Genomic DNA, 22946 nt, shown 5'->3' with positions numbered 1-22946 from the left:
GGATGAGTGATGGGGTAATGGGGTGACTATTTAAGCGCAAGCGCCTTAGCTATGGGTGTGGAGGAGTCATCGATGATTGATAGCTTTGCTATGGTGTGGGTCAATGACGTTGCTCAAGATAGCAACAGGAATCATAGGAATCATGGGTAACAAACAAATGAGCCACTGGTTCCAGGTCAACGGTGCTGTTTCGAAGAGTATATTCATCAGAGGCACCTGGCTAAAGACTAGCTGTAGTGCAACAGCTCCAATAATGCCTACGAGCAAGATCGGTGCATTGGTTACCGAATTAGAGCGACGACTAATGTAGTTGAACAGACTCACCCCCAGTTGGCTAATGCTCAATAGATAGATAATCCGAGCGGCAACTAAAGATTGAATCGCCATTGTTCGGGCCACCGCGATATCACCCGTCGTTGCTTTTGCCCACTCGAAAATACCAAAAATTAAAATCCAATTAAACAACGAAACGGTTAAAATTCGTCGTAATAATTTTTTGGTTAGCAACGGTTCCTTGGGATTGCGAGGCGGTTGCTGCATCAACCCGTTAGACTTTGGCTCAAAGGCCAGGGGCACGGTCATGGTGAGGGAATTGATCATATTCAGCCACAGCACCTGAAGCGAAAGAATAGGTAAATCCCTGGCCAGTAAGGCACTAATCAAAATGGTCATGGATTCACCGCCATTGACGGGTAGGAGAAATGCGATCGCTTTTCTCAGGTTTTGATAAACCGTGCGACCTTCTTCCACAGCCGCTTCAATTGAGGCAAAATTGTCGTCAGTCAGCAACATATCAGCGGCTTCTCGGGCCACTTCTGTACCTCCCTTGCCCATGGCAGTGCCAATATCCGCTTGCTTTAATGCTGGGGCATCATTGACACCATCACCCGTCATAGCGATGATTTCCCCCTTACGCTGTAGCGCTTCCACCAGCCGCAATTTTTGAGTTGGCGCAACCCTCGCAAAAACATCACCGTCATCAACCGCTTGGGTCAGCTGGCCATCGTCCATGGCAGCCAGTTGTTGCCCCTCATAGGCAATCACCTGCTTAGATTTCTGAATACCCATGCGTTGAGAAATCACACGGGCCGTGGCAATATGATCGCCAGTAATCATCTTGACCTGAATGCCAGCGGAACGGCAGGCATGAATAGCTGCAATCGCCTCTGGTCGGGGCGGATCAATCATGCCCTGTAACCCTAGAAAAACTAACCCTGTATCGATGTCGTCATGATCGATGGCATGGTGATGTTCACCAACCTCTTTTTGGGCAAATGCCAACACCCGTAACCCATGTTCTGCCATGGAATCTACCGCTTGCTCAATTTCGGATAATGACAGTTGAATCCTGTGGCCATAGGCGTCCATCATGTAGGAACAGCGAGCAAGAATAGCCTCGACTGAGCCTTTGACATAAATAACTCGGGGATGGGCATCGTGTAGCGTTGCCATGTACTGATACTGAGACTCAAACGGAATTGAATCTAACCGAGGTTTTATGGCCGCTAACCCAGATTGACTCAATTCGGCTTTAGCTGCAGCTGTGACCAATGCCCCCTCAGTGGGATCCCCCACCACTGACCAGGTGTCATCTTTCATTTGCTGTAAACGTGCATCATTACAAAGCACACCAGCCGTGAGACAGCTTTCTAAGGCAACTGGCACGCCAGTCTCAAACGGGCTGACCGTACCATGATCAGTCTCTATGGTAATGTCCCCCTTGGGACTGTAGCCTGTGCCAGTCACCTGATAAAACTTACCAGCATAAATTGACTGGACCGTCATCTGATTTTCTGTCAGCGTGCCGGTCTTATCAGAACAAATCACCGTTGCTCCACCCAGGGCTTCAACAGCGGGCAGCTTACGGATAATGGCATGACGGCGAGCCATGCGGTTTACACCAATGGCCAGGGTAATGGTTACTACTGCGGGCAAGCCCTCCGGAATCGCACTCACCGCTAGGGCCACCGCCGCTTCAAACATATATTCCCAGGACTCTCCTTGCCCCAGACCAATGGCAAACGTCAGGGTTGCCAGGGTCAAAATGCCATAGAGCAACAGACGACTAAATTTTGCAAATTTTCGCGTTAGGGGCGTACTCAGGTTGACCCGCTGCTCCATGGATTGGGAAATTTTGCCAACCTCGGTCGCATCTGCTGTGGCAACAACAATGCCTGTACCCTGACCAAAGGTAACAAAACTGCCAGCGTAGGCCATATTTATCCGTTCTGCCAACAGTGTATTATCCCCTAACGGCTGAATAGCTTTGCTCACGGGGACAGACTCCCCTGTGAGAGCTGACTCATCCACCTGTAGATTACGCGTCTTGAGCAATCTTAAGTCTGCCGGAACTTTATCTCCTGATGTCAGCAAAACGATGTCTCCGGGCACCAAATCCTGAGATGGCACTTGCAACATTTGGCCCTCTCGGATAACCGTTGCTTCTGTGGTCACAGCCTTTGCCAAGGAGGCAATTGCCCCTTCTGCTTTAGCTTCTTGAATATAGCCAATGATGGCATTAAGGACGGTTACGCCCCAAATAACGGCGGCGTTAGTCCAAGACCCTAAAGATGCTTTAACTGCGCCTGCAATCAACAGAATATAGAGGAGTGGTTGATGAAACTGTAGGAGAAATCTCAACCAGGCCGGTTTTCCTGGTTTAACAGGCAGCTCATTCCAACCATAAATCTCGTAGCGCCTGGCAACCTCTTCTGCTGTCAACCCCTGAGTCAGGTCACTATCCAATCGCTTGATGGCCTCATGAACAGAAAGTTCATGACTGGAACGAGATTTCAGCTGAGATTGCACCATAACGTTTAAAGATTTACCCGAAGATTCTCTATGAGCTGATGCTAACAAGGCAAAATAAGGATACTCTCATCTGCCTACACCCGCATGGGTTGATGCTAGCAAAACAGAATCTTGATGTTTACGATCACACATAGAAGATGTACATCGTAATAATAGGGATTTTTAGGCTTAATAGCTTGCTAATGGATGTGTGATTGATTAGCATCTGCATTAGAGTTTTTTAATGACAACAACATGTTGTTATAGATAAAAATCTATAGTCTTTAGTCTTTGATACACTCAAATCTATTAAGATTAATTTAAATATAGGAGTTATGCATTGACAAAAGTTCATCACTAGCGCTGAACAAATGTGGTTTCTGTTGTGTACTTTAGAATAAACTGACGGATGACGGGTATAAACAACTGTCTCGATATCTCATAATAGTTTCCAATCACCCCGACGCACGATACGCATTAACACTTGGACAGGCATCGTCCTAATACTTATTGCTTTGCTATCTTAATTCTGACGGTGTGATTTTTTGCAATGCAGGTTTTAGGCTTTCGAAGATTAGCGATATTTACACTGGTATTTGTTTTGCAAGGATGCATAAACAGGTCGGTGGTGGCACTCACAAATGATCCTTTGCTTCCCTCCCCCCTAGCAAATAGAGGAAAGCAAAACACTCAGATGACGTCCCTAGTTGTTGAAGAAGGGGCGAGGTTCCCCGGTAGATTTGAGAGATTTACTCCCGATGGCCAAGGTCTAGTCACCTATGACTTTGATAGCAACCAGACTCGCATATTCAACCTAGATGGCACAGAGCGGATGGCCTTTACAGACACCAGTATCGGGTTTGCTCCTGAGGGACAAATCATGGCATTGATGTCACCAGGAAGTTTGAGGGCATCTTCAGATGTAGACTACACCACTCGATTAATGACTCTGAATGGAGTAGAGATTGCTCAGCTTCAAGGGGCCACCACCACGTTTGTCCCTAATGAGCAACTGCTCGTAATCCATGATATCCCCAACGACATTTCCCGTTTGGTCACCTTTGAAGGCCATGAAATTGCCACATTGAGAGGGCGCTACTTCGGCGAATCTCTAACACAGCAAGATTTAGTCACCTATTCCAAAACTGAAGGTCGATATTATCTATACGACATGGATGGACAAGAAATCGCTTCTTTCCCAGGTGACATTGAAGGCTGGCAAGCAATGCCAGGTGGACAACAAGTCCTTGTTTTCGGAAATGGACAAACACGCCTGTTTCGCTATGACGGAGTGGAATTAGCAACATATTCAGGGCATGGTACTGGGGCTCTACCTGACGGTCAGGGAATTTTCATTTCTTCTACAGAAGTAAACACCTCTCGTTTGCTTGGTCTTGATTGCAAAGAAATAGCATCATATGTAGGTACCTTTCCTACATTGACTCCTAATAATCAGCGAATCATAACGCGATCATTTGAGAGTGCCGAAACTCGAATATACACTCTCAACAATGCTGAGGTAGCGGTTCTACCCGGCCTATTCAGAGAGTTTACACCGAATGGAGCAGGGGTGGTCATAACTAACCATGACGTGCAAACAACAACTCTGTACACATTAGATGGAACTGAAATCGCGACTTATACTGGCGAATTTAGACAGTTTTGGCCTGAGTACAACAGTGTTATCACATCCACTTCTCAACTCACCGATTCATCTCCTTACCCAACAATCTATACCCATATATATAGTCTTAACGGCGAAGAGCTTGCTGTATTGCCTGGTAGTTTTGGGGGGATATCACCGCATGGAGACACCATTACGGTTTCTCCTAATAACGTCTCTCGTACTGATTTATATGAAGCCCGTGTAGACAATTAAGCGACATGCATTGAGCTAATAAAAGACATAGCCCCTACGAGGCTTAACGCTGCATCGCTCTGATGAGAGCCGGTCTTGGTCTTAATCGTTCTAAATAGGCCGCAATATTGCTGTGTTGGTCGGATAACAGACCGAGCATGTTGATGGCCAGTAAACTGACGGACACCATAATATCGGCCCCTGTAAATGAATCACCAACAATATAGGACTGGTTAACTAGCTCATGATCAACACATGCGATCGCAATATCCAATTCCTCTTTCATGGCAGCTACAACAGTTGGTGCAGTCTTTTCAAACCGACGAATAGCATTGATATAGGGATTCAGGGTACCTTCTGGAAAATGCATCCACTGCAAAAAGTTAGCCCGTAGAGGAGCCCCTTTGGTAGGAGCGAGATGACCGCCACCGTAGCATTCAAGTAAATACTCAATAATCGCCCCTGACTCACCCATGGTAATGGCACCATCTTCCAGGGTGGGAAATCGTCCGGTTGGGGTGTCCTGGGCAAAAATCTTACCGTCCTCGGGTAGCTTCAGCTCCACCGGTTCCAACACATAGCTCAACCCAAGTTCTTCCAACAGCCACAGCACCCGCAAAGAGCGCGTCATCGGATTGTGATAAAGCTTGATCATACTGCTCCCATCATCTATTCAAGAATGTCTGTACACAAAAGCTCGGCCACCAAGAACCAAAAACCAAAAACCAAGAACTCACATCACTGCACTATTTCAATATCCACCGTCAAAATCTCCAGCTGAGCTTGTAATTCTGGAGAAAGTTCTGCCTGATAGCGTCCACCAAGATGGTTGGCAAAAAAGCGCTCCAGGGCAGCGGTCGTGGCAAATATATTATCTTCTTGACGAAAGCCATGGCCTTCATCCAGGGCCACCAAATATTCCACCGGGCGGTTACGCTCTCGCAACGCAGCAACAATTTGATCCGACTCAGCTTTGGGAACCCGTGGATCGTTAGCACCTTGCACAACCAATAGCGGTGCCTGAATTTGATCGGCTGCAAATAACGGGGATTGGGCCATGAGACGGTTGCGATCGCGAGGATCATCCGGATTGCCAACCCGTAAGCTTAAGCTATCCCGAATCGGCACCCAGTAGGGTAGTATTTCCTGCATCAAGGTAATCAAGTTTGAGGGACCCGACAGAGAAGCCCCAGCCGCATAAAGCTCAGGTGTAAAGGCTAGTCCGGCCAGGGTCGCATACCCCCCATAGGAGAACCCTGTAATGCCGATACGTTCTGGATCAGCAATACCTTGGTCAATCAGGTACTGTACTCCATCGGTGACATCGTGCTGCATCACCCCTTTGCCCCAGGCCTGATTACCCGCATTGAGAAACGCCTTGCCATAGCCAGCTGACCCCCGAAAATTAGGCTGTAGTACAGCATAGCCACGGTTAGCAAAAAACTGCCCCAAGGGACTATACCCCCAGGTATCCCTGCCCCAGGGGCCACCATGGGGAAAAACAATCACAGGCAGATTTTCTGGGGTGATCCCTTGGGGGAGCGTCAGATAGGCCGGAATCTCGACGCCATCGCGGGCAAGGTAACGAATAGGGTCTACAGTCGCCAGATATTCACTCGGTAGCTCTGGCCAAGCATCATAGAGTTTTTCAAGGGTTTGGGTGCGGCGATCATAGAGATACATCGCACCAGGATTAACATCACTTTGCACCCCAACGAGGGCCAGTTGGTCGTCTCGCGTCACAGAATCAAGAGAGAGCGTCACACCGGGGAGCTGCTGTTGAAGAAAAGCAAAATCAGTCGCCCAGGTCTCATCTTTTGCATAAATGCGACGGCGATCGCCCACATAGTAGGTGGCAATCAACTCATGGGTCACATTGGAAAATAACGCCCCCTCAAAATCCACCTGATTTTCCGGATCAGTCTCCACCAATCGACTTTGCCCCGTCTCCAAATCAAGCAGTTCTAATTGAGTCAAATCTGTATCTCGATTGGTTTTCAGATATATCTGCTGACCGTTAGGATGAAATTGCACTGGAGCACAGGTTTCCTCCAATGCACACCTATAAATGGGTTGAAAATTGCCATTCTCAACCTTGAGAAGTTCGTTACCCCCTGCTAAAGATTGACGATGGGCCAACCGCACAGTCCCCCTCTGGTCAACAGTCCAATCAGCAATAGTCTCGTCATTTTGGATAATTAACGAACGCTCTCCTGTCGTCAAGTTGAGACGATAAACATCGTAAAACTTTGGATCGCGGTCGTTAAGCCCAATAACAATTTCATTGGGCGTCTGCTGGGGAATGCCATAGAGCTGTACCGTGGCATTATCCACCGGCGTTAAATTTCTAGTAACAGGCGTCTCACCCAGGGCTGTGCCGAGTTCTGCCCCATGGAGATGGAAATTCTCATTCCCCCCCTTATCTTGAATGTAGAGAATATAGCGACCATCGGCACTCCAAAAGTAAAAGAATATTGGGCTCTCTGTATCAGATGTGACCGGATACGCAGCAGAAAACGGCTCGTCAATGCCTTTAACCCAAACGTTCATGACACCGTTTAGCTGTTTTTGAAACGCCATAAAGTTGCCATCAGGAGAGAGTTGAGCGCCAATGATCTCAGGATCAGCTAAAAACAACTCACGATCCATCAGGGGAGGTAACGTTTTCTGATCGCTAACTGCTGAATGCGCCATCCTGATGCTTACCCCTGAATGCATCGGTGCTCCCCATGACCTGCTAACACTATTTCCCACCAGGCTAGCGGAGATTATCATCAGGCTGATGCTGAGGTGCAGTCGGTTCATGGGATTTACCACAAAAGTGGAACAGCGTTTGAAATTTAGCAGACTGCATCAACGCGTTTCCATATCGGAAAGTCATGGTGAAAAATGACGTTTGTCATCAGAGTTGTTATCAACCATGGGCGCAAGCTTACATTTAATAACCCCCAATGCCACAGGCACCGGAGGCTGTTTCGTTATAGTGAGCTGGCTATAGAATGAAGAAGCAGTATGTCTGCTCTCTATGGTTATACAATGGCCTAAATTCAGTTTTCGGACATAACTTCCATAACCATATTCATAGAATGCAGGAAAAATACCTGGAAAGAGATAAGCTTCAACCAACTGTGATAGACATCCTTTACTTTCGCATGACTCCGTGCATTTTCTGAGGCTAAGAGATAATTCGAGCTGAGTGCTCCTACTGAAAATCTTTATATACCTCTAAAAAAATTAGGCCTAGCTATCTTACGGAGAATAGCTAAACGTATTGATGGCATCCATTGCATCTTCAATGGTCACTTTAAATATATATCCATTAATTAGATAATACAATTACAATTAGATAATATATTCCAGCATGGTGGCCATGGGTGATCAAAATTTGAGCCTGACTCCTAACCAGGAAATTATTTTGTCAGCGCTGCGTTTGCGCCGACGCTATGGGTTAGAAATCATAGAGGCGATTGAAAACAGTGGCGGTAAGCAAATTGGGTTTAACTCGCTCTACCCCAATTTGAAAAAGCTTGAGCAGAAAGGCTTTGTCAAATCTGAATGGGGTGATGAACTGCCTGAGGAGCACACGGGGGCTCGGCGGAAGTATTACCGAATTACGGGCACAGGGGTGCAAGCGCTGGATGCAAAACGCCAGCAGTTAGAGAATGTAGCTCATTGGATTCCGGAACCCAAGGGGGTATGACATGGCTGATAAGGATGTGGCATTAGCTGGCAAAATTGCAAATTTTATCAACCGTTTTCCTGATGATTGGCAAGAATATCAAGACTGGCTCAGGGCAATTATGTCGTCTCGACCAGGGCTACTGGAGCAGTATCCAGCCTGGCAAGCGACGTTAATCTTTCGCTGGCGTCTGTTTTACTTTGTCAGTTATGTAGCTAGCGGCATCTTTTTCAGGTGGCTGCTGAATCGAATAAAAGATTATTTCCCATCGAGAACCTGGCAAACGCCTGAGAGGGGCGTTGTTGTTGGACAACATAAACCCTATCGCTATAGGCTTCAGCGCGTTGCCACCCTCTTAGCAATTGTAGAGCTGACACTCTGTGGCATGGCTGCCTTAACCGGTGTGATGCTGGCATTTTATTACCAGCCGACAGCTTTAGGTGCACACACCTCGCTCAGTATGATTGCGAACAACGTGGCTAATGGCACTCTAATCCTTAGTTTGCACGATGTTGCGGGCAATGGTCTGATTGTGTTTTCTCTGATTCAAATTGTTGTTATGTTTTTGGGGCGAGAGTTTCTACTGCCCTGGTTGACAGCCTGGATTAGTGGTATTTTGCTGGCCCTGACGGCTATGGCATTAAGTTGGACCGCCATTGTATTGGCATGGGAGCAAACGGGATTCTGGCGGTTTAAGATTGAACTCAATATTTTAGGGTCATTGCCGCTAGTGGGTCCCACACTGCGAGATGTGCTATCTGGCGGTAGCGGCATCAGTAGCTTTACCCTGCAGCATATGTACATGTTGCACAGCTATGTACTTGCGATCGCAGCTATTTTCCTCTCCATTACGCACTTAGCAACCCTAATTCTGCAAGAACAACAGTGCCAACCTAAAGAAACGCAGTCCAGCTAAGGTTAGCTGAACTGCACGGTTTAGATCGGTTGCATAGGTTAGGCAGAACACTGTCTAAGGCTGCACCCGTAGCTCTAAACGTAAAGGTTTAGCCACAATTTGGGGACACTGCCACGCCATCAGTATGCGTCGCAGCTGAGAGACCACAAACGGATCTTTGAGTTCTGACGCCTCCATATCTAACATCACCCGTTTGACCCGTCCCCGTTGAATCACCAGCTCAAAGATGAGGGTACCAGCCGGGGGATTGGCCAACTGGAGCTGCTGAAGATGGTGTTTAAGCTGTTTTAGGGCAGCATCGTTCAGCCCTTCTGCCTTAACAACTTGAATCTGTTGGGGTGAATCGGAGCCTGCACCGACCTCTGCTGGAGCAGCTCCAGGAAGCACAGTTTCATCCGCTGACGCACTGACTGGAGCACTATCAACGGTATCTGCGACCCCATCGCTACTATCCCCATCGTCAGCAATATAAGGAGACATATAACGCGCCTCATACATGGAATCAGCCTTGGAATCAGCCTTTAAATCAGCGCTGCTTTCTGCGTCTATGCTTGGAGCAGGCATCGGTGGGGGAGCTGCCTGCTTACTAAATAGGGTAACGTGACGACCTTTAGGCGCAGCACTGCCAGGGCGAGCACGGCTTCTGATGGGTTGTGCTACAGCCACTGTCCCAAATACCCCTGCATAGCTAACGGCTTCTGGCATAGTCACTGGCACATTCACCGAAATTGAATTATTGAGGTGGGCAACCCGGCTCTCTTCACTCACGGCCACAAACGCGGTGTACTGCGACAACAGCTGATAGGCCAGGGCTGTTTCGGTGACCGCCTGTACGCCATGGGTGGTTTCACCACTGACCATTTGATTCATCAGCTCTTTGATGCGCGAGCGTCCCCACAGTTGGGCAATGGCTGGATTCCCGGCTGAGTCGAAGGCAACGGCCAGAGACTGCTTAAACGGGTTTCCCCCGGCGGCTATCCCAGAGAGGTGGAGAGTACCTGGCTGTTTATCCGTCTTACGACCAAACAGCATCAGGGGTTGTTCTGCAAACACATCAGGAACGGCCATGGGATAAAGACTAGGTGCCTCGCCAGCGCCTTCCCAATGAGCGGAGAGATTGCCCAATACCGGATTGTTGATTTGGCCAAAGAATTTGTCCACAATGCGGTCAATGCCTTCATCATGGCGGACCACCTGGGAAATGCCACGGCCCATTTCTGCTACACGGTTGAGCAGAAAGCGATTGACTGAGCTACCGGCCCCAAAACTATGGAGGCGAGTCGCTAGGCCCAAAGATTGCTGCACTTCAGCAAAGATTTGGGTTTCGTTGCCAATATAGCCATCGGTCAGCAGCACAATATTGCGAATCCGCTCCGAATTGGGCTGAGGCAAATTGAGTACAGTTTTTAGCCCCCGTAACATCTCGGTCCCACCACCGGCCCGTAGGCGATCAACATAGTTCAGCGCCTGCTGACGGTTACGGGACGTATTTCCCAGGGGTACCTGAGACAGCTGCTGAGTCGTGTTGGCAAAGTTAACAATATTGAACGTATCTTGGGGATGCAGTCCTTCAATAAACCGACGCATCAGCGCCTGACACTGGGCCAGGGGAGCCCCTGACTGAGAGCCGGATGTGTCAATTAAAAACACCATATCCTTAGGAATATAGGCATCGGTGTCGTAGGCCAGGGCCGGAATCATATACACCGCAAAGTGGCCACCGCGCTCATCGGACTGAGTCAGGAGAGATGTTTGAGTTGTCTCCGTAGCCACCTGGTAGCGCAAAATCAGATCCTTATTGGGGATAGTATCGCCAGGGGCGAGGGTAATCCGGGTCAGGTTTTCTGTTGTATCTACCACGATTTGGTGGGACGGGGATTGCAACTTGGTGCGATCGCATGGGCATTGCCCTGTTTCAGTTTCAATCTGAACGGTGACTTGAATATCGTGGTCCGACCGCATATCTGATGGAATAATTGGTCCATTTAAGCGACTGGCATCAGGGACTAAATCCGTATCTTGATTCAGGGTCATCGGTGCGGCTGCAGAGCCATGGGTGGTGTCTGCCTCAGCGATGGGATTGCCAGGGATATAGCGTGGCCCCACCACCATGGGAAAGACAAATTCATAGGCCCCCTGTTTGTAGGGCAGCTGGTCGCTGTAGGTGATCACCACCTCGATCGGCTCCCCTGGCAGAATATTGGCCAGGGACTGGGTAAAGATATTGGCTCGCTCCTGCTCTAGCAGTCCGGCGGTTTGACCCTTTTGCTTAGCCCGTTCATAGATGGCCTGGGCATCTTCGCGCTTTTCGATGCGGCCCTGGATAGTGCGATCGCCCAACCGAATTGTCATCGTATCCACAGCAGCTTCATCCGGTAGTGGAAAAACGTAGGTGGCTTCCAGGGCTGTCGTAAACGGGTTTTCAAAGCTGTGGGTCACCTCCACACGGGAAAGATTGCCACTGATTTGAGCCTTCACATCGGTATGCTTCAGCGGAAATGCCAGGGGTTGGTCCTGCACGTATAAGCCAGCAGTTTTTTGGGGTAACGTTTGTACCATAAGACCTCCAGGAGTTGAACTGACTCCAGATTAGGCAAGCTCACAGGCAAAATATGCTCAGTTTTGGACTCAGTAAATTGATTCAGTAAATTGACTCAGTGACTCAGTGACTCAGTGTATCGCTTCCCTATTCCCTATATGAGGTAGCTCATGGTGATGCGCAGGGTATCTTGGCAGACTGTTGAGGTAACAACAGTAGAGATTGTTTCTGCAATGGCCTTAAACCCTGATTTGCTAAAGACTAGCTTTACTCTCCTAAAGGAAGATCAATCTGCGTTTAGCGACCTTTTCTACAGCACACTCTTTTCGGACTATCCCCAGGTAAAGCCTCTGTTTGCCCATACGAATATGGAGGAGCAACCTAAAAAGTTGTTTGCTTCTCTGGTATTGGTGGTGGAGAATCTTGTTAAACCTGATGTATTAACAGCAGCACTGCAAGGTTTGGGCACTCGTCATATTAAGTATGGAGTACTGCCGGAGCACTACCCGATGGTCGGTGGTACATTACTGAAGTCCATGGAGACTATCTTGCAAGATAATTGGACACCCGAGATTTCAGCTGCCTGGGCGGAGGCCTATGCAGCGATTACTGAAATTATGTTAGAAGGTGCGGATTATCCTGCGGAAATTCTCAATCCTAAAAACACAGTCTCGGTTTAACTTAGATCGTGTCCCTGGCAGGGCAGTGAGCTTGCACCTGCCGTGGCCTTCAGCTACGTTGATGTTTATGAGACTATCCTCGTCTTAAGGGCAGTGAGCCATTTTAAGTGAACCATTTCAGGGGATAAGGCTATGACGTTTTCTGATTCCAGTAACCCCACTATTGATACGTCCCAAGCTCCTAAGGCTGGCTCCCACGTTCCAGCCTGGCACCATCCAATTCTTTCGCCAGAGCATGGGGTGTATGTCGTGCTTTTGGTGTCATTTCTGACGGGAGCAGCGGCAGCACAGCAGTGGACTTGGACGACAACCCTGGTGCTGATCAGTGCCTTTGCTGGCTTTCAGGCAGAACATCCACTGGTGTTACAAATCCGGCGACGGCGTAGTTGGAAGCCTCGTTTTCTGGTTTGGGGTGGGCTATATGGCAGCCTTGCCTTGGGCATTGCGATTTATCTGGCGCTGAAATCCCCCATGCTTTGGTGGCTATATGGGGCTGCGATCGCAACGTTAATTTTAGATGCGATCGCAGTTTTCCAGCGGCAACACCGGTCCATTGCCAATGAACTCCTCACCTTTGCTGCTGTGTGCCTGACGGCACCGTTTGCCTATATCGCCACAACGGGTACTGTCACCGCTGCCATTGTTGGCCTATGGCTATTAAACACCTGCTTTTTTGGCAGTGCTATCTTCACGGTCAAGCTGCGTAAAACCCGGACAGCAGCATTAATGCCAGGCATTGTGTACCATGCGATCGCTATTCTATCGCTTGCAACACTTTGTTATTGCAATTGGCTGGCTCCCGTTACAGCGTCAGCATTTAGCATAGCGTTACTCAGATTTTGTTTGGTTATCGGCTGGCAAGACTGGTATAAAGCAGCTCAAATTCAGTATGTAGCGAGCCTGGAAACTCTCTCATCTATTCTTTTTCTCGCGATTACGGCGATCTCTCTCCTGCCAGCCCATCTTCCTGCATCAATGTGAAATCTATTCAGTAAGAGAAAAGGGGAACCTGGCATCCCTTTAATCGCCTCTACAAAAACTGGCTGATGGGATTTTTCTCTGCAAAATAATCAACCCTACCTCTGTAGTTATATGCTATTGGTTCACCCACATGGGCGTAAGTCCATCGCTAATTCAGCAATGGTCCATGCTAATTAAGCAATGGTCCATCGTTAATTCAGCAATGGGGTTATAGCCAGAAGGGGCGTGTCAATGCAAGGAGCTGCAATTGTTGGTCTTGAGAATGTGGGTGTTACCTATGGGAACGGTGTCACTGCACTGAAATCTGTATCATTACAGCTCAATCGTGGTGAGTTTGTAGTGGTACTGGGCTTGTCCGGCGCTGGAAAATCAACACTCTTGCGAACGCTTAACCATTTAACGCCCCCAACCCAAGGACGGGTAATGGTTGATGGGATGGGAGAACTGTCCACGCCCCAAGCATTACGGTTGCATCGTCAGCGTACCGGTATGATTTTTCAACAGCATCAGCTGATTGAGCGGCATTCTGCTCTACAGAATGTCCTAATGGGGCGATTGGCTTACCATTCATTTTGGCGTAGCTTATTTCCTCTACCCCAGACAGATCAACGACTTGCCGTAGATTGTTTGAAGCGAGTGGGGTTAATGAATAAGGCGCTTACACCGGTCAAGGCTCTGAGTGGCGGTCAAAAACAGCGTGTTGGTATCGCCCGTGCTTTGGCACAACGGCCCCAGCTCATGTTGGCAGACGAGCCGATTGCCAGCTTAGATCCAACGAGTGCCCATAAGGTGCTGTCTTTACTGCGCACCATTTGTAAAACCGATGGGATTGCCACGTTACTGAGCTTGCATCAGGTGGATTTTGCCAAACAGTATGGCGATCGCATTATTGGCTTAGCCCATGGTCGCGTTATATTTGATGGCCCGCCGTCTGTGCTAGAGCACCACACGTTGGACGAAATCTATACTGACCAGACAATGGCGGTTGTATCGTAGGGGCGATTGGCGAGGGGTGCGATCGCAAGCATGTAATCGCAAACATTTATAAGTTGTTATCTGTTGGAGAAAAACATCATGGTTAGCATCAAGTTGAAACAAGGAATGACCAGTATTGGCTTAATAGGAGTGATTACCTTAGCTGGATGCACTGGTTCAAACTCATCAACCGCCGAGAAAGCGAATCCATCTCAATTAGTTGTTGCCTTATTGCCAGACGAAGACGCCGCTACGATCATCCAAGACAACCAGGGTCTGGTCCAGCATTTAGAAGCAGCCCTAGACAAAGAGATTGAGCTAGTTGTTACCACAGACTATTCATCCATGATCGAAGCCGCCAGTAATGGGCGGTTAGACCTGGCCTATTTTGGTCCCCTATCCTATGTTTTAGCCAAAACCAAGAGTGATCTAGAGCCCTTTGCCGCCCGCCTAAAAGGTGGCTCAACAATGTATACATCCATCATTATTGGCAATGTAGCGGCTGGAGTAGATGAGTTTACTGATATTGAGGGCCAAACCGTTGCTTTAGGCGATCCAGCTTCCACCTCCAGCCGCTTATTTCCTGAGTTGACCTTGGCTGAAGCGGGTCTCAAGTCAGGAGAGAATTATGAGGCCGTTTTCTTAGGTGCCCACGATGCCGTTGCCCTGGCTGTACAGAATGGCAATGCCCAAGCAGGGGGCCTGAGCCGTCCCATTTTTGAGTCTTTAGTAGAGGAGGGCACTATTGACCCTGAGAAAGTAACCATTATTGCCGAATCAGAACCCATACCTCAGTATCCCTGGACCATGCGCTCTGATTTAGATCCAGCCCTGAAGGAAAACATTCGCACAGCATTTTTGGAGCTGAATGATGAATCTGTATTGGGACCATTTAAGGCCGATGGATTTGCGGCGATGGAAGACAAAGATTACAACGGCATTCGCAAGGCAGGCGATATTTTGAACTTGGATTTAGGAGAGTTTGTGCAGTGAGTCTTTAACGTTAGGTGTTGGCATTAGCGGTTAGAATCCCTCTGCTTGCAGCACCTCCCCTAAAGGGGAGGACAGTTCTAAACACAATTCCATCACAGGAAGTTCTCCCCTATGACCACCAACAGTCAACCCCCTGACTCTTCTCCACTCAATAGCATCCTGCGACAACATCAACGCAGATGGCTCCGACACACTATACGAGTCTTACTCCTCCTCGGTCTCATCATCATCAGCTTTATCAGTGTCGAACTGTTCAACATCGAACGCATGGCTGACGGCATTCCAGCTATCTTCAAGCTGATGGGGGAGATGTTGCCACCTGACTTTAGCCGTTTTCCCCAGTGGATTGAGCCGATCTTTGACACATTGGCCATGAGCATTGCTGGCACTGCCCTTGCCCTTGGCCTCTCCTTACCCCTGGGGTTACTCGCCGCCAGAAATACTACCCCCCATCCCATTGCCTTGCACAGTGCTCGCACCATTTTGAATATTACCCGTGCCATCCCAGAGCTGATTTTAGGCATGATTTTAGTGGCAGCAGTCGGCTTTGGTAAGCTCCCAGGCACCTTGGCTTTAGGCTTACATTCGGTTGGTATGGTGGGTAAATTCTTTGCTGAAGCTATTGAACTTAGCGACCAGGCCCCAGTCGAAGCCGCCCGCGCCGTAGGTGCAACTGCCCCCCAGGTCATTGTCCATAGCATTTTGCCCCAGGTCTTTCCCCAGATGACCGATGTCACCTTTTATCGCTGGGAATATAACTTCCGAGCATCCATGGTTTTAGGAGCCGTTGGCGCAGGTGGAATTGGGTTAGAAATTATCAGCGCTTTACGTATTCTCAAGTATCAACAGGTCTCAGCATTACTGATCGTGGTGTTAGCGATGGTCACCCTGGTGGATGGCTTCAGCAATTATCTACGCAAAGGCTTTATTGAGTAAGCGCTATAGTTCTGCAAACGCCCCAAAACACCCCCAATTCTCTATTCCCCGCTCCCTAACACCATCGAAATACACCCATCCCAATCGAACACTGCTATAAATTTCTACCCTTTTGCATAATTTGGCTCATTCTCCCCTGAGTTACGGATAACGCACGTTTTCTGATGCTGCTTTATGTAGTGATATTGCAGCTTCAAGGAAAGGCAGCATTAGAGACGAATGACGTAACACACCTAACCGTAATCGAGGAGATTATACCTATGACCGCTCAATGGCGTCGTAAATTTGGCATTGGCTTGATGATTGCAACCGCTAGCGCCTCTTTGCTTATGCAAGGGCGGGTTCAGGCGAATCCAAGTTTGCCATTTACCCTCAACTTTGAGGAGGGCAACCTACAGGGCTGGCAGCAAACGGGAACAGCCTTTGCTAACCAGCCCACCCTGGGCGACAATCCGACTGCTCGCAATCGGGGCCAAGCTTCTCAACACCAGGGGCAATATTGGATTGGCGGTTATGAAAACTATCAAGGACGACCAGGGCAACGTCCGGGAGCAGTGCAGGGAGATAGGCCTCAAGGCACATTGACCTCAGCCAGATTTAGGATTCCCTCGGGGACCTTAAGCTTTTTGGTCGGAGGTGGCAGCAGCCCTCAAACCCGTGTTGAACTGGTGGTCAACGGTCAGCCCCAGTTAATGGCCTCTGGCCAGAATAGTGAGACTATGCAGCGCGTTACCTGGGATTTAACCCCCTATGCTGGCAGAGCTGGCGTGATTCGGATTGTGGATGAATCGTCTAGTGGTTGGGGGCACATCAATGTAGATGATTTTCGCTTTAGTCAAGGGTTAACAGACTCACCCCAGGTAGACTCACCTCAGACAACCCAAAACCTATCTGGGCAGTGGCGAGGAAATGATGGGGGTACCTATTACCTCAACCAGATTGGTAACACTCTTTGGTGGTACGGCGAAAGTGGTGATGGTGGCTCAACCTGGACCAATGTCTTCCACGGTACAATTCAGGGAAATCGTGTGGTTGGAGAATGGTCGGATGTGCCCAAGGGCCGCATTAACCAGTCCGGTGACATGGAATTGCAGATTGACTCAGCTGGACGATTGAGCGCCACTCGTAAAACTGGGGGATTTGGTGGCAGCGTCTGGACAAGATAATGGGTTAGCCTGGGTAGGCTTTGCAGGGCTGGCACGAGGTGCAGCCCCTACGAGATTATCTTTGTTGATTGTAGGGAAATATTTTTGATTTCTCCTGTTGCGTCTAACTCCTCTAAGCCTTCTCTACCATTCTGCTGAAGAGACTCTTTTGTCGTGTTATAGACTTCTATAAACGTACGAAAAGATTCTTGGGAGATGCGATCGCATGCCAAATCATCCAGCACACGCTGCAGTACCCGCTCCATTTGCTGCGAACTGTCTTGGTGAGATAGGGTATCGGCCTGATGAATCACCACCAGGTCCTGAATATACTGGGCCGTTAGATGTTGCTGGATAGACTGATGGTGCTGTGCTTTGGCTTCTATATCCCGTTCAATTTTCTCACAGGCTGTTTTATAGGCTTCGTTAAATGTACGAAATGCTTCTTGGGAGATATCTTCATCCACTAACCGTTTTGCAGCCCGGTCAAAAATTTGATACAGCATACTCTGCCGTTCTTCCAGGGTTTGCTCAGGAGCAGCGTCGTCATCGTCATCCATAACTTTGATCACATCGTTGATGTAGCCTTCACAGAGGCTTTTACCACGTTTTTCAGCTCGCGATCGCAACTCCCAAATCCAGGATGCAATGGGTACAACAATAGATAACAACAATGCCAAAAAATCAAAGTTCCTTGCAACAAAAGACGGATTTGTTTTGGTTTGCTTATAGGCTGCAACGGCTCCAGGGTGAATAGGAATGCCAAAACTGCTGCTAGGCCGACCAATGTTGGCCACCAATGGTTTCACCTCAACCGTATCCCGTGAAATAGCGTTCGAAATCTCTTGATGATGATCCTTCAGAATGGTTGCGATCGCTTGCACCACCCGCTTATTCGTCTGCTTACTGGCATACAACATCTTATACACACCCACGGTGGGAATATCCTTGGGGGGCACGATGGGGAAACTACCGTGATAGGTCCCCTTAGGGATGGTCGCCGCCTTAAATGCCGGGTGCTTAATCTTCATGGCTGAGACTTGTTCAATGGGCAATAAGCGTCCCCGGTGATATTGCACCATATCCTGAATAATCCAGTTACCAGGAGCCCGCACCCGAAAAATTGCATCCACCCGATCCGTCTCAAAGGCAAAGGCCGCTTCGTCATCATCCACCCCAACAAAATCAAAGTCTTCAGCCGTCAGATCAAAATGGTTGGCAACTTCTAAAAATGATAGAAACTGCCCACTCTCTCGCTGTACACCAATACGTTGCCCTCTGAGGTCTGTAAACTCGTCGATACTGCTTTTATCCTGTACCAGTAGCTGGAATAAATCCCGATAAAGCGTGGCAACAGCTTGGGCTTTGGGACCAGGGGTAATGTCAGATTGCACCGTAATCAGCTCAGCTTCTCCGGCGTCTAACCGGTTGATATTATCGACAGAACCTACGGTTTCTAATAAATCCAGACGAATATTGGGATGATAATTTTCAACCACCTGTTTGATGGCCTTACCCAGGATATAGCTTTCTCCCCCAGAGCCACCCACAGCAAAATTGACATGATAAATTGGCCGATGGGTGACATTAAAACTGACCGAATGCCACAGGTCGACAGCCGTAAAACCAAACCATACTGTCAGAGCCATCACCAGAAATAGCCGCAGCAAAATTGTCAGTTGATCCAGGGGCTTAAACAGGCGATCGTTCAACAGCTTGAGCAACTGATCTAGCTGGCGATCAATCCAGTTTTGCTTTTCAGGTGTTTCAGGCTGAGACATCAATATTATTCATGACCTATGGCCCTATTAAACCTCGTCTATATCCAGAACGTAAATTTCACAACTTAATCAGAATCAGCTTTCGGTGGCTGGACGTGATATTGACTTGGGAAAAGATTTTCCGCCGGATTTAATTGAGGAGGTAAACATTACCCACACAGATATTGATAATTTACAGCTGTATAGAGCGATAGGTGTGTCGGATTTTGGCGATATAACGGGGGAATTTAGCGGTTTTATCAGTTGCAGGGCTCTGCTTATGGGGGCTGGAGAGAAGTCCGACGTTTCCGCAGATACCAAAGACAAAACTGTATGAGGTTTTGGCGATGGCTCGCTCGGGTGGGTGAGATGAGGGCTGATCAGCAGCTGCGGGAATGGGCGAGATCGCTGACTAAGCAATAACTTGTTCCCTCAGAGAAAGCAAGGTATGGGAGTGACAGAATAACCTTACACTTGTTTACAAAACACCTCATCATGCCTCAATTTCTGTTGATATAGAGTTAAGCGCTTTGTTAGATATGTACTCGTTAATATGGATAGAGCTCTTGCTCAATTTATGCTGGAAGATGGAACTTCCTTCTTGGTTGAAATTGAAGAACCCAAAAGTAGTGTGATTGAACGGGTAGCTTTATTAGAAACCGAAGCAATGGTCTATAAGGCCAAGAAAAATTTGGAGGAAGCACTGGATGTGGTCAAGCCAGTAGCTTCTACTTTGATTTCAAAATTAAAGTCTGGAATGCCAACACCTATTAATGAGGTCCAAGTTACCTTTGGCCTTAAACTCAGTGCTGAAGCAGGAGTTGTGTTTAGTTCAGTTGGAGGTGAGGTGACATTTGAAGTCACGCTCAAGTGGTCGAAGGATAACTGAGTAGGTGACTGAGCATGGGCTTTGATCAAGGTAAGTGTGCGATCGCACGTATTTACTCTAATAGTACAGATAGCGTGATTGGGACTGGCTTTTTAGTAGCTGAGCGCTATGTGCTTACCTGTGCCCATGTAATTGAGGCAGCCCGTTTGGGAAGTGATATCCGGGAGATAAAGCTAGACTTTCCCTATCTGAAAACGCTACCTCCTTATTATACGGAGTTGGGTTGGCAGCAATACGATAAGCGCACACCTGGAGATGATTTTGCTCTTTTGCGATTGCCAGCCTCGATCTCAAAAGAAGATGTCGAGCCTATTCAAATAGAGTCAAAAACTCTGAGCCTAGGCTGCCAGCTTAGTGCGTTGGGGTTTCCGAGGGGAGATACTACAGGACGTTTTCTATTTGCTGTGAATCGAGGGGAGCTACCTATTGGCTGGGTACAGATTGAAGATACTAAGGCCCAAGGGCTAGCAATTGAACCAGGATTTAGTGGTGCACCAGTTTGGAATGAGGATACTCAAAGCTGTGTGGGAATGATAGTTGCCCGCGATAGGAAGCGCTCAGATGCAAAAATTGGATTCATGTTCTCTGCCGTAAGGTTAGTGAGGTCTCCATTAAGATGCCTCACTAACCTTACCTTGCAAGATATTCTAAGATCGGAGCTAGGTAACTGGAGGGACAAACAGATCCAGGAGGCTTATCGGACCTGCCGACCAGTTGGATGGGATCAGCCTTTACAAAAGAGCATAACTAAGATTTTGGAAGACTTAGTGGATATGCCCGATGGGCCAGCGGAGCAACCTAAGCTTTTACAATTTGTAGCTTGTTTACTAAATCAAGTGCCAAATATTCCATTGCAAGCCTGGGCAGAGGAGCAAACACCTACCCTAACTGAGTTGCGTCAGCACATGACGGCTATCAACTTGGAAAGAAAGGCATCAGCATCAGCCCGACCATCGCTCCAGGCTAGCCTTTTAGTGCAACTGCAAGGATTAAAATCCAAACCAGGTTTTTACGACATTAAGGGATGGTTCATTCCCAATATAGAAAAGTACAATTCCGAAACAGGCGAAGGCATTGACGATCAGATTACCTATGATGGCGAACTTGATCTAGCTGAGGGAATTGCACTAAAAGATATCCCAGCAGTTTTGGCAAACTATATGGCTCAAATTGGTAATCGAGGTGATATTGATTTGAAAAGGGTAGTAGTGGAATTTTTTCTACCCATCTCGATGATGAATGAGCCCGTTGACCAGTGGCTGATTGAGGATGACTTTGGGTTTAAGCAAACCCTGGCTGAAGAATGCCAGGTCGTGATGCGCTCGATTGAGCGAACGAGATCGAAACGCTATAAGGCTCGAGGGATGTGGGAAAAGAAGTGGTGGCAATTGCGGCAAAACTTGCAAGCTGATGCCTGCCAGGCGTTTGTAACCTGGGAAGCAGATCTGGCCAGTTTGCGCCAAAGATTAAGTCGGGATACTGCTCTAGGACTCAAATTAGGAAAGTGTCCCAGTTGTGAGAAAGGGGGAGAGTTAGCACTACTATTAGCGACGGGGACACCCATGGCTGTATGGATACGGCATGATTGTCCGGATCAACTCGTGGATTGGTGTCCTTTACTAGACAAGCAGGTCTTGTGCTGTAGTCTTGGTCAGTTGCTAGCGCAGGTAGCTGGAGTGCGTCAAGAACAGACTGCCCCAGATTCAACAGATGAGATTCTACCCATTGGAGAATACCTGACCTTTGTGTGGGAAGATCCGCAACGATTACCGCCCAGTATTGTTTATTCTTCAGCATCGTTATGACCACCTGGAAACATCAGATTTTCAAGGGAATTGGGGAACCCCATGATGGCATTGCGAATTTACCCCCTCCCCCCAATTGGCGTGTCTTTAAGGATGTTCAGACACAGCAGACGAATAAGGGCAAAACGTTTCAAGCACGTCCTGAGGAAATAGAGTTGGTCAATGCAGCATTATTGTTGAGGCGTCCATTGCTGGTGACTGGTAAACCGGGAACGGGTAAAACCTCCCTGGCTTATGCGGTGGCACGGGAGCTCAAACTAGGTGAGGTACTTTACTGGCCGATTACAACACGAACCACCTTGAAGGATGGGCTCTACAGCTATGACGCGATTGGTCGTTTGCAAGATACCCAGCAGCGTGAGCAAGCAGTTGAGTCTTCAGGTAAAGTCAGAGATATTGGTCAATACATTCGATTAGGGCCTTTGGGAACCGCCCTATTACCATCACCAGATCCCATAAAACCTCGGGTCGTCTTGGTTGATGAAATTGATAAGAGTGATCTTGACCTGTCCAATGATCTCTTGCATGTCTTTGAGGAAGGAAGTTTTGAGATTCCTGAATTGGTACGGATTAAAGATACGGAAAATGAGGTTACGGTGAGAACGGCTTATAAAGATCGGACACAGGAGCCTTATGTAAAGATTCAGGCTGGGCTTGTGCAATGTATGAACTTTCCTTTTGTAATCTTGACCAGTAATGGGGAACGAGACTTTCCGCCACCGTTTTTACGTCGTTGCATTCGACTGGAAATGCGAGAGCCTAACAAAACCGAGTTAGCCCGCATTGTACAGGCACATTTGGGGACGGAAGTGCTAGAACAGTCTGTCACTCTAATTGATGAATTCTTGCGGCAGCGTGACTCTGAAGGAAAGGAGCTGGCAACGGATCAGTTACTCAATGCAATCTGTGTGATGTTGCAACGAGAGTTGACAACCCAGGAGTCTAGAGATCAGCTCTTGGATAAGTTGATGAAGCCCCTGTCTGGTGTGGACGCGTAAAG

18 protein-coding genes are annotated in these 22946 nt (G+C 48.2%); 13 read left to right on the top strand and 5 right to left on the bottom strand.

Features of this window, described 5'->3' with window-relative positions:
• Positions 1-66: 66 nt before the first annotated feature.
• Positions 67-2811: a cation-transporting P-type ATPase gene (locus tag QGP82_RS08735; protein ID WP_499058443.1), complete on the bottom strand. Its 2745-nt coding sequence runs from the start codon at positions 2809-2811 to the stop codon at positions 67-69.
• A gap of 673 nt (positions 2812-3484) precedes the next feature.
• Between QGP82_RS08735 and QGP82_RS08730 the strand changes: the two genes are divergently transcribed.
• Complete coding sequence (locus QGP82_RS08730) at positions 3485-4669, top strand: WD40 repeat domain-containing protein (protein WP_499058441.1); 1185 nt, start codon at positions 3485-3487, stop codon at positions 4667-4669.
• 43 nt (positions 4670-4712) lie between these two features.
• Here the strand turns inward: QGP82_RS08730 and QGP82_RS08725 are convergent, their stop codons facing one another.
• Both QGP82_RS08725 and QGP82_RS08720 read right to left on the bottom strand, forming a co-directional pair.
• Complete coding sequence (locus QGP82_RS08725) at positions 4713-5303, bottom strand: glutathione S-transferase family protein (RefSeq protein ID WP_499058438.1); 591 nt, start codon at positions 5301-5303, stop codon at positions 4713-4715.
• 83 nt (positions 5304-5386) lie between these two features.
• Positions 5387-7342 carry a S9 family peptidase gene (locus QGP82_RS08720; protein WP_499058436.1) on the bottom strand — a complete coding sequence of 652 codons (1956 nt, stop codon included), beginning with the start codon at positions 7340-7342 and terminating at the stop codon, positions 5387-5389.
• Positions 7343-8018: 676 nt separating this feature from the next.
• Between QGP82_RS08720 and QGP82_RS08715 the strand changes: the two genes are divergently transcribed.
• Both QGP82_RS08715 and QGP82_RS08710 read left to right on the top strand, forming a co-directional pair.
• Positions 8019-8348 (top strand): PadR family transcriptional regulator, encoded by a 330-nt coding sequence (locus QGP82_RS08715; protein WP_163669492.1) that lies wholly within the window; start codon positions 8019-8021, stop codon positions 8346-8348.
• Between the two features lies 1 nt (position 8349).
• A complete protein-coding gene (locus QGP82_RS08710; RefSeq protein ID WP_490796175.1) occupies positions 8350-9243 on the top strand; it encodes a cytochrome b N-terminal domain-containing protein in 894 nt (297 codons plus the stop codon).
• A gap of 54 nt (positions 9244-9297) precedes the next feature.
• Here QGP82_RS08710 and QGP82_RS08705 read toward each other — a convergent pair whose 3' ends face one another.
• Positions 9298-11802, bottom strand: coding sequence for a VIT domain-containing protein (locus QGP82_RS08705; RefSeq protein ID WP_499058434.1), 2505 nt, complete (start codon positions 11800-11802; stop codon positions 9298-9300).
• Between the two features lie 156 nt (positions 11803-11958).
• Here QGP82_RS08705 and QGP82_RS08700 point away from each other — a divergent pair, with 156 nt between their 5' ends.
• From QGP82_RS08700 to QGP82_RS08675, 6 genes are all read left to right on the top strand, one after another.
• Entirely contained in the window at positions 11959-12462 is a 504-nt protein-coding gene (locus tag QGP82_RS08700; protein WP_250565564.1) for a globin family protein, read from the top strand.
• A gap of 132 nt (positions 12463-12594) precedes the next feature.
• Positions 12595-13443: a YwiC-like family protein gene (locus QGP82_RS08695; RefSeq protein ID WP_499058431.1), complete on the top strand. Its 849-nt coding sequence runs from the start codon at positions 12595-12597 to the stop codon at positions 13441-13443.
• A 231-nt stretch (positions 13444-13674) separates the two neighbouring features.
• Positions 13675-14439, top strand: a complete 765-nt coding sequence (phnC, locus tag QGP82_RS08690) for a phosphonate ABC transporter ATP-binding protein (protein ID WP_250565139.1) — start codon at positions 13675-13677, stop codon at positions 14437-14439.
• A gap of 78 nt (positions 14440-14517) precedes the next feature.
• The gene (gene phnD, locus QGP82_RS08685; RefSeq protein ID WP_163669486.1) at positions 14518-15411 is read left to right on the top strand and encodes a phosphate/phosphite/phosphonate ABC transporter substrate-binding protein; all 894 of its coding nucleotides are present in this window, start codon (positions 14518-14520) and stop codon (positions 15409-15411) included.
• A 111-nt stretch (positions 15412-15522) separates the two neighbouring features.
• Positions 15523-16347, top strand: a complete 825-nt coding sequence (gene phnE / locus QGP82_RS08680; protein WP_163696177.1) for a phosphonate ABC transporter, permease protein PhnE — start codon at positions 15523-15525, stop codon at positions 16345-16347.
• A 260-nt stretch (positions 16348-16607) separates the two neighbouring features.
• The gene (locus tag QGP82_RS08675) at positions 16608-17513 is read left to right on the top strand and encodes a hypothetical protein (protein WP_163669482.1); all 906 of its coding nucleotides are present in this window, start codon (positions 16608-16610) and stop codon (positions 17511-17513) included.
• A gap of 47 nt (positions 17514-17560) precedes the next feature.
• Here the strand turns inward: QGP82_RS08675 and QGP82_RS08670 are convergent, their stop codons facing one another.
• Positions 17561-19273: a TAXI family TRAP transporter solute-binding subunit gene (locus QGP82_RS08670; protein WP_499058428.1), complete on the bottom strand. Its 1713-nt coding sequence runs from the start codon at positions 19271-19273 to the stop codon at positions 17561-17563.
• Between the two features lie 85 nt (positions 19274-19358).
• On the opposite strand from QGP82_RS08670, the gene QGP82_RS08665 reads away from it, so the two are divergent.
• The 4 genes from QGP82_RS08665 to QGP82_RS08650 all read left to right on the top strand — a co-directional run bounded on the left by QGP82_RS08665 (position 19359) and on the right by QGP82_RS08650 (position 22944).
• Entirely contained in the window at positions 19359-19589 is a 231-nt protein-coding gene (locus QGP82_RS08665) for a hypothetical protein (RefSeq protein ID WP_499058426.1), read from the top strand.
• Positions 19590-19805: 216 nt separating this feature from the next.
• A complete protein-coding gene (locus tag QGP82_RS08660; RefSeq protein ID WP_499058423.1) occupies positions 19806-20141 on the top strand; it encodes a CU044_2847 family protein in 336 nt (111 codons plus the stop codon).
• A 14-nt stretch (positions 20142-20155) separates the two neighbouring features.
• Positions 20156-21946, top strand: coding sequence for a VMAP-C domain-containing protein (locus tag QGP82_RS08655; RefSeq protein ID WP_499058420.1), 1791 nt, complete (start codon positions 20156-20158; stop codon positions 21944-21946).
• Entirely contained in the window at positions 21943-22944 is a 1002-nt protein-coding gene (locus tag QGP82_RS08650; RefSeq protein WP_499058418.1) for an AAA family ATPase, read from the top strand. Before QGP82_RS08655 ends, QGP82_RS08650 begins: the two co-directional genes overlap by 4 nt.
• Positions 22945-22946 lie beyond the last annotated feature (2 nt).

It is taken from the genome of Leptothoe sp. LEGE 181152, from assembly GCF_032906605.1.
GTDB classification, from domain to species: domain Bacteria; phylum Cyanobacteriota; class Cyanobacteriia; order Phormidesmidales; family Phormidesmidaceae; genus Leptothoe; species Leptothoe turfae.
This window is presented reverse-complemented; position numbering and strand designations above follow the sequence as displayed.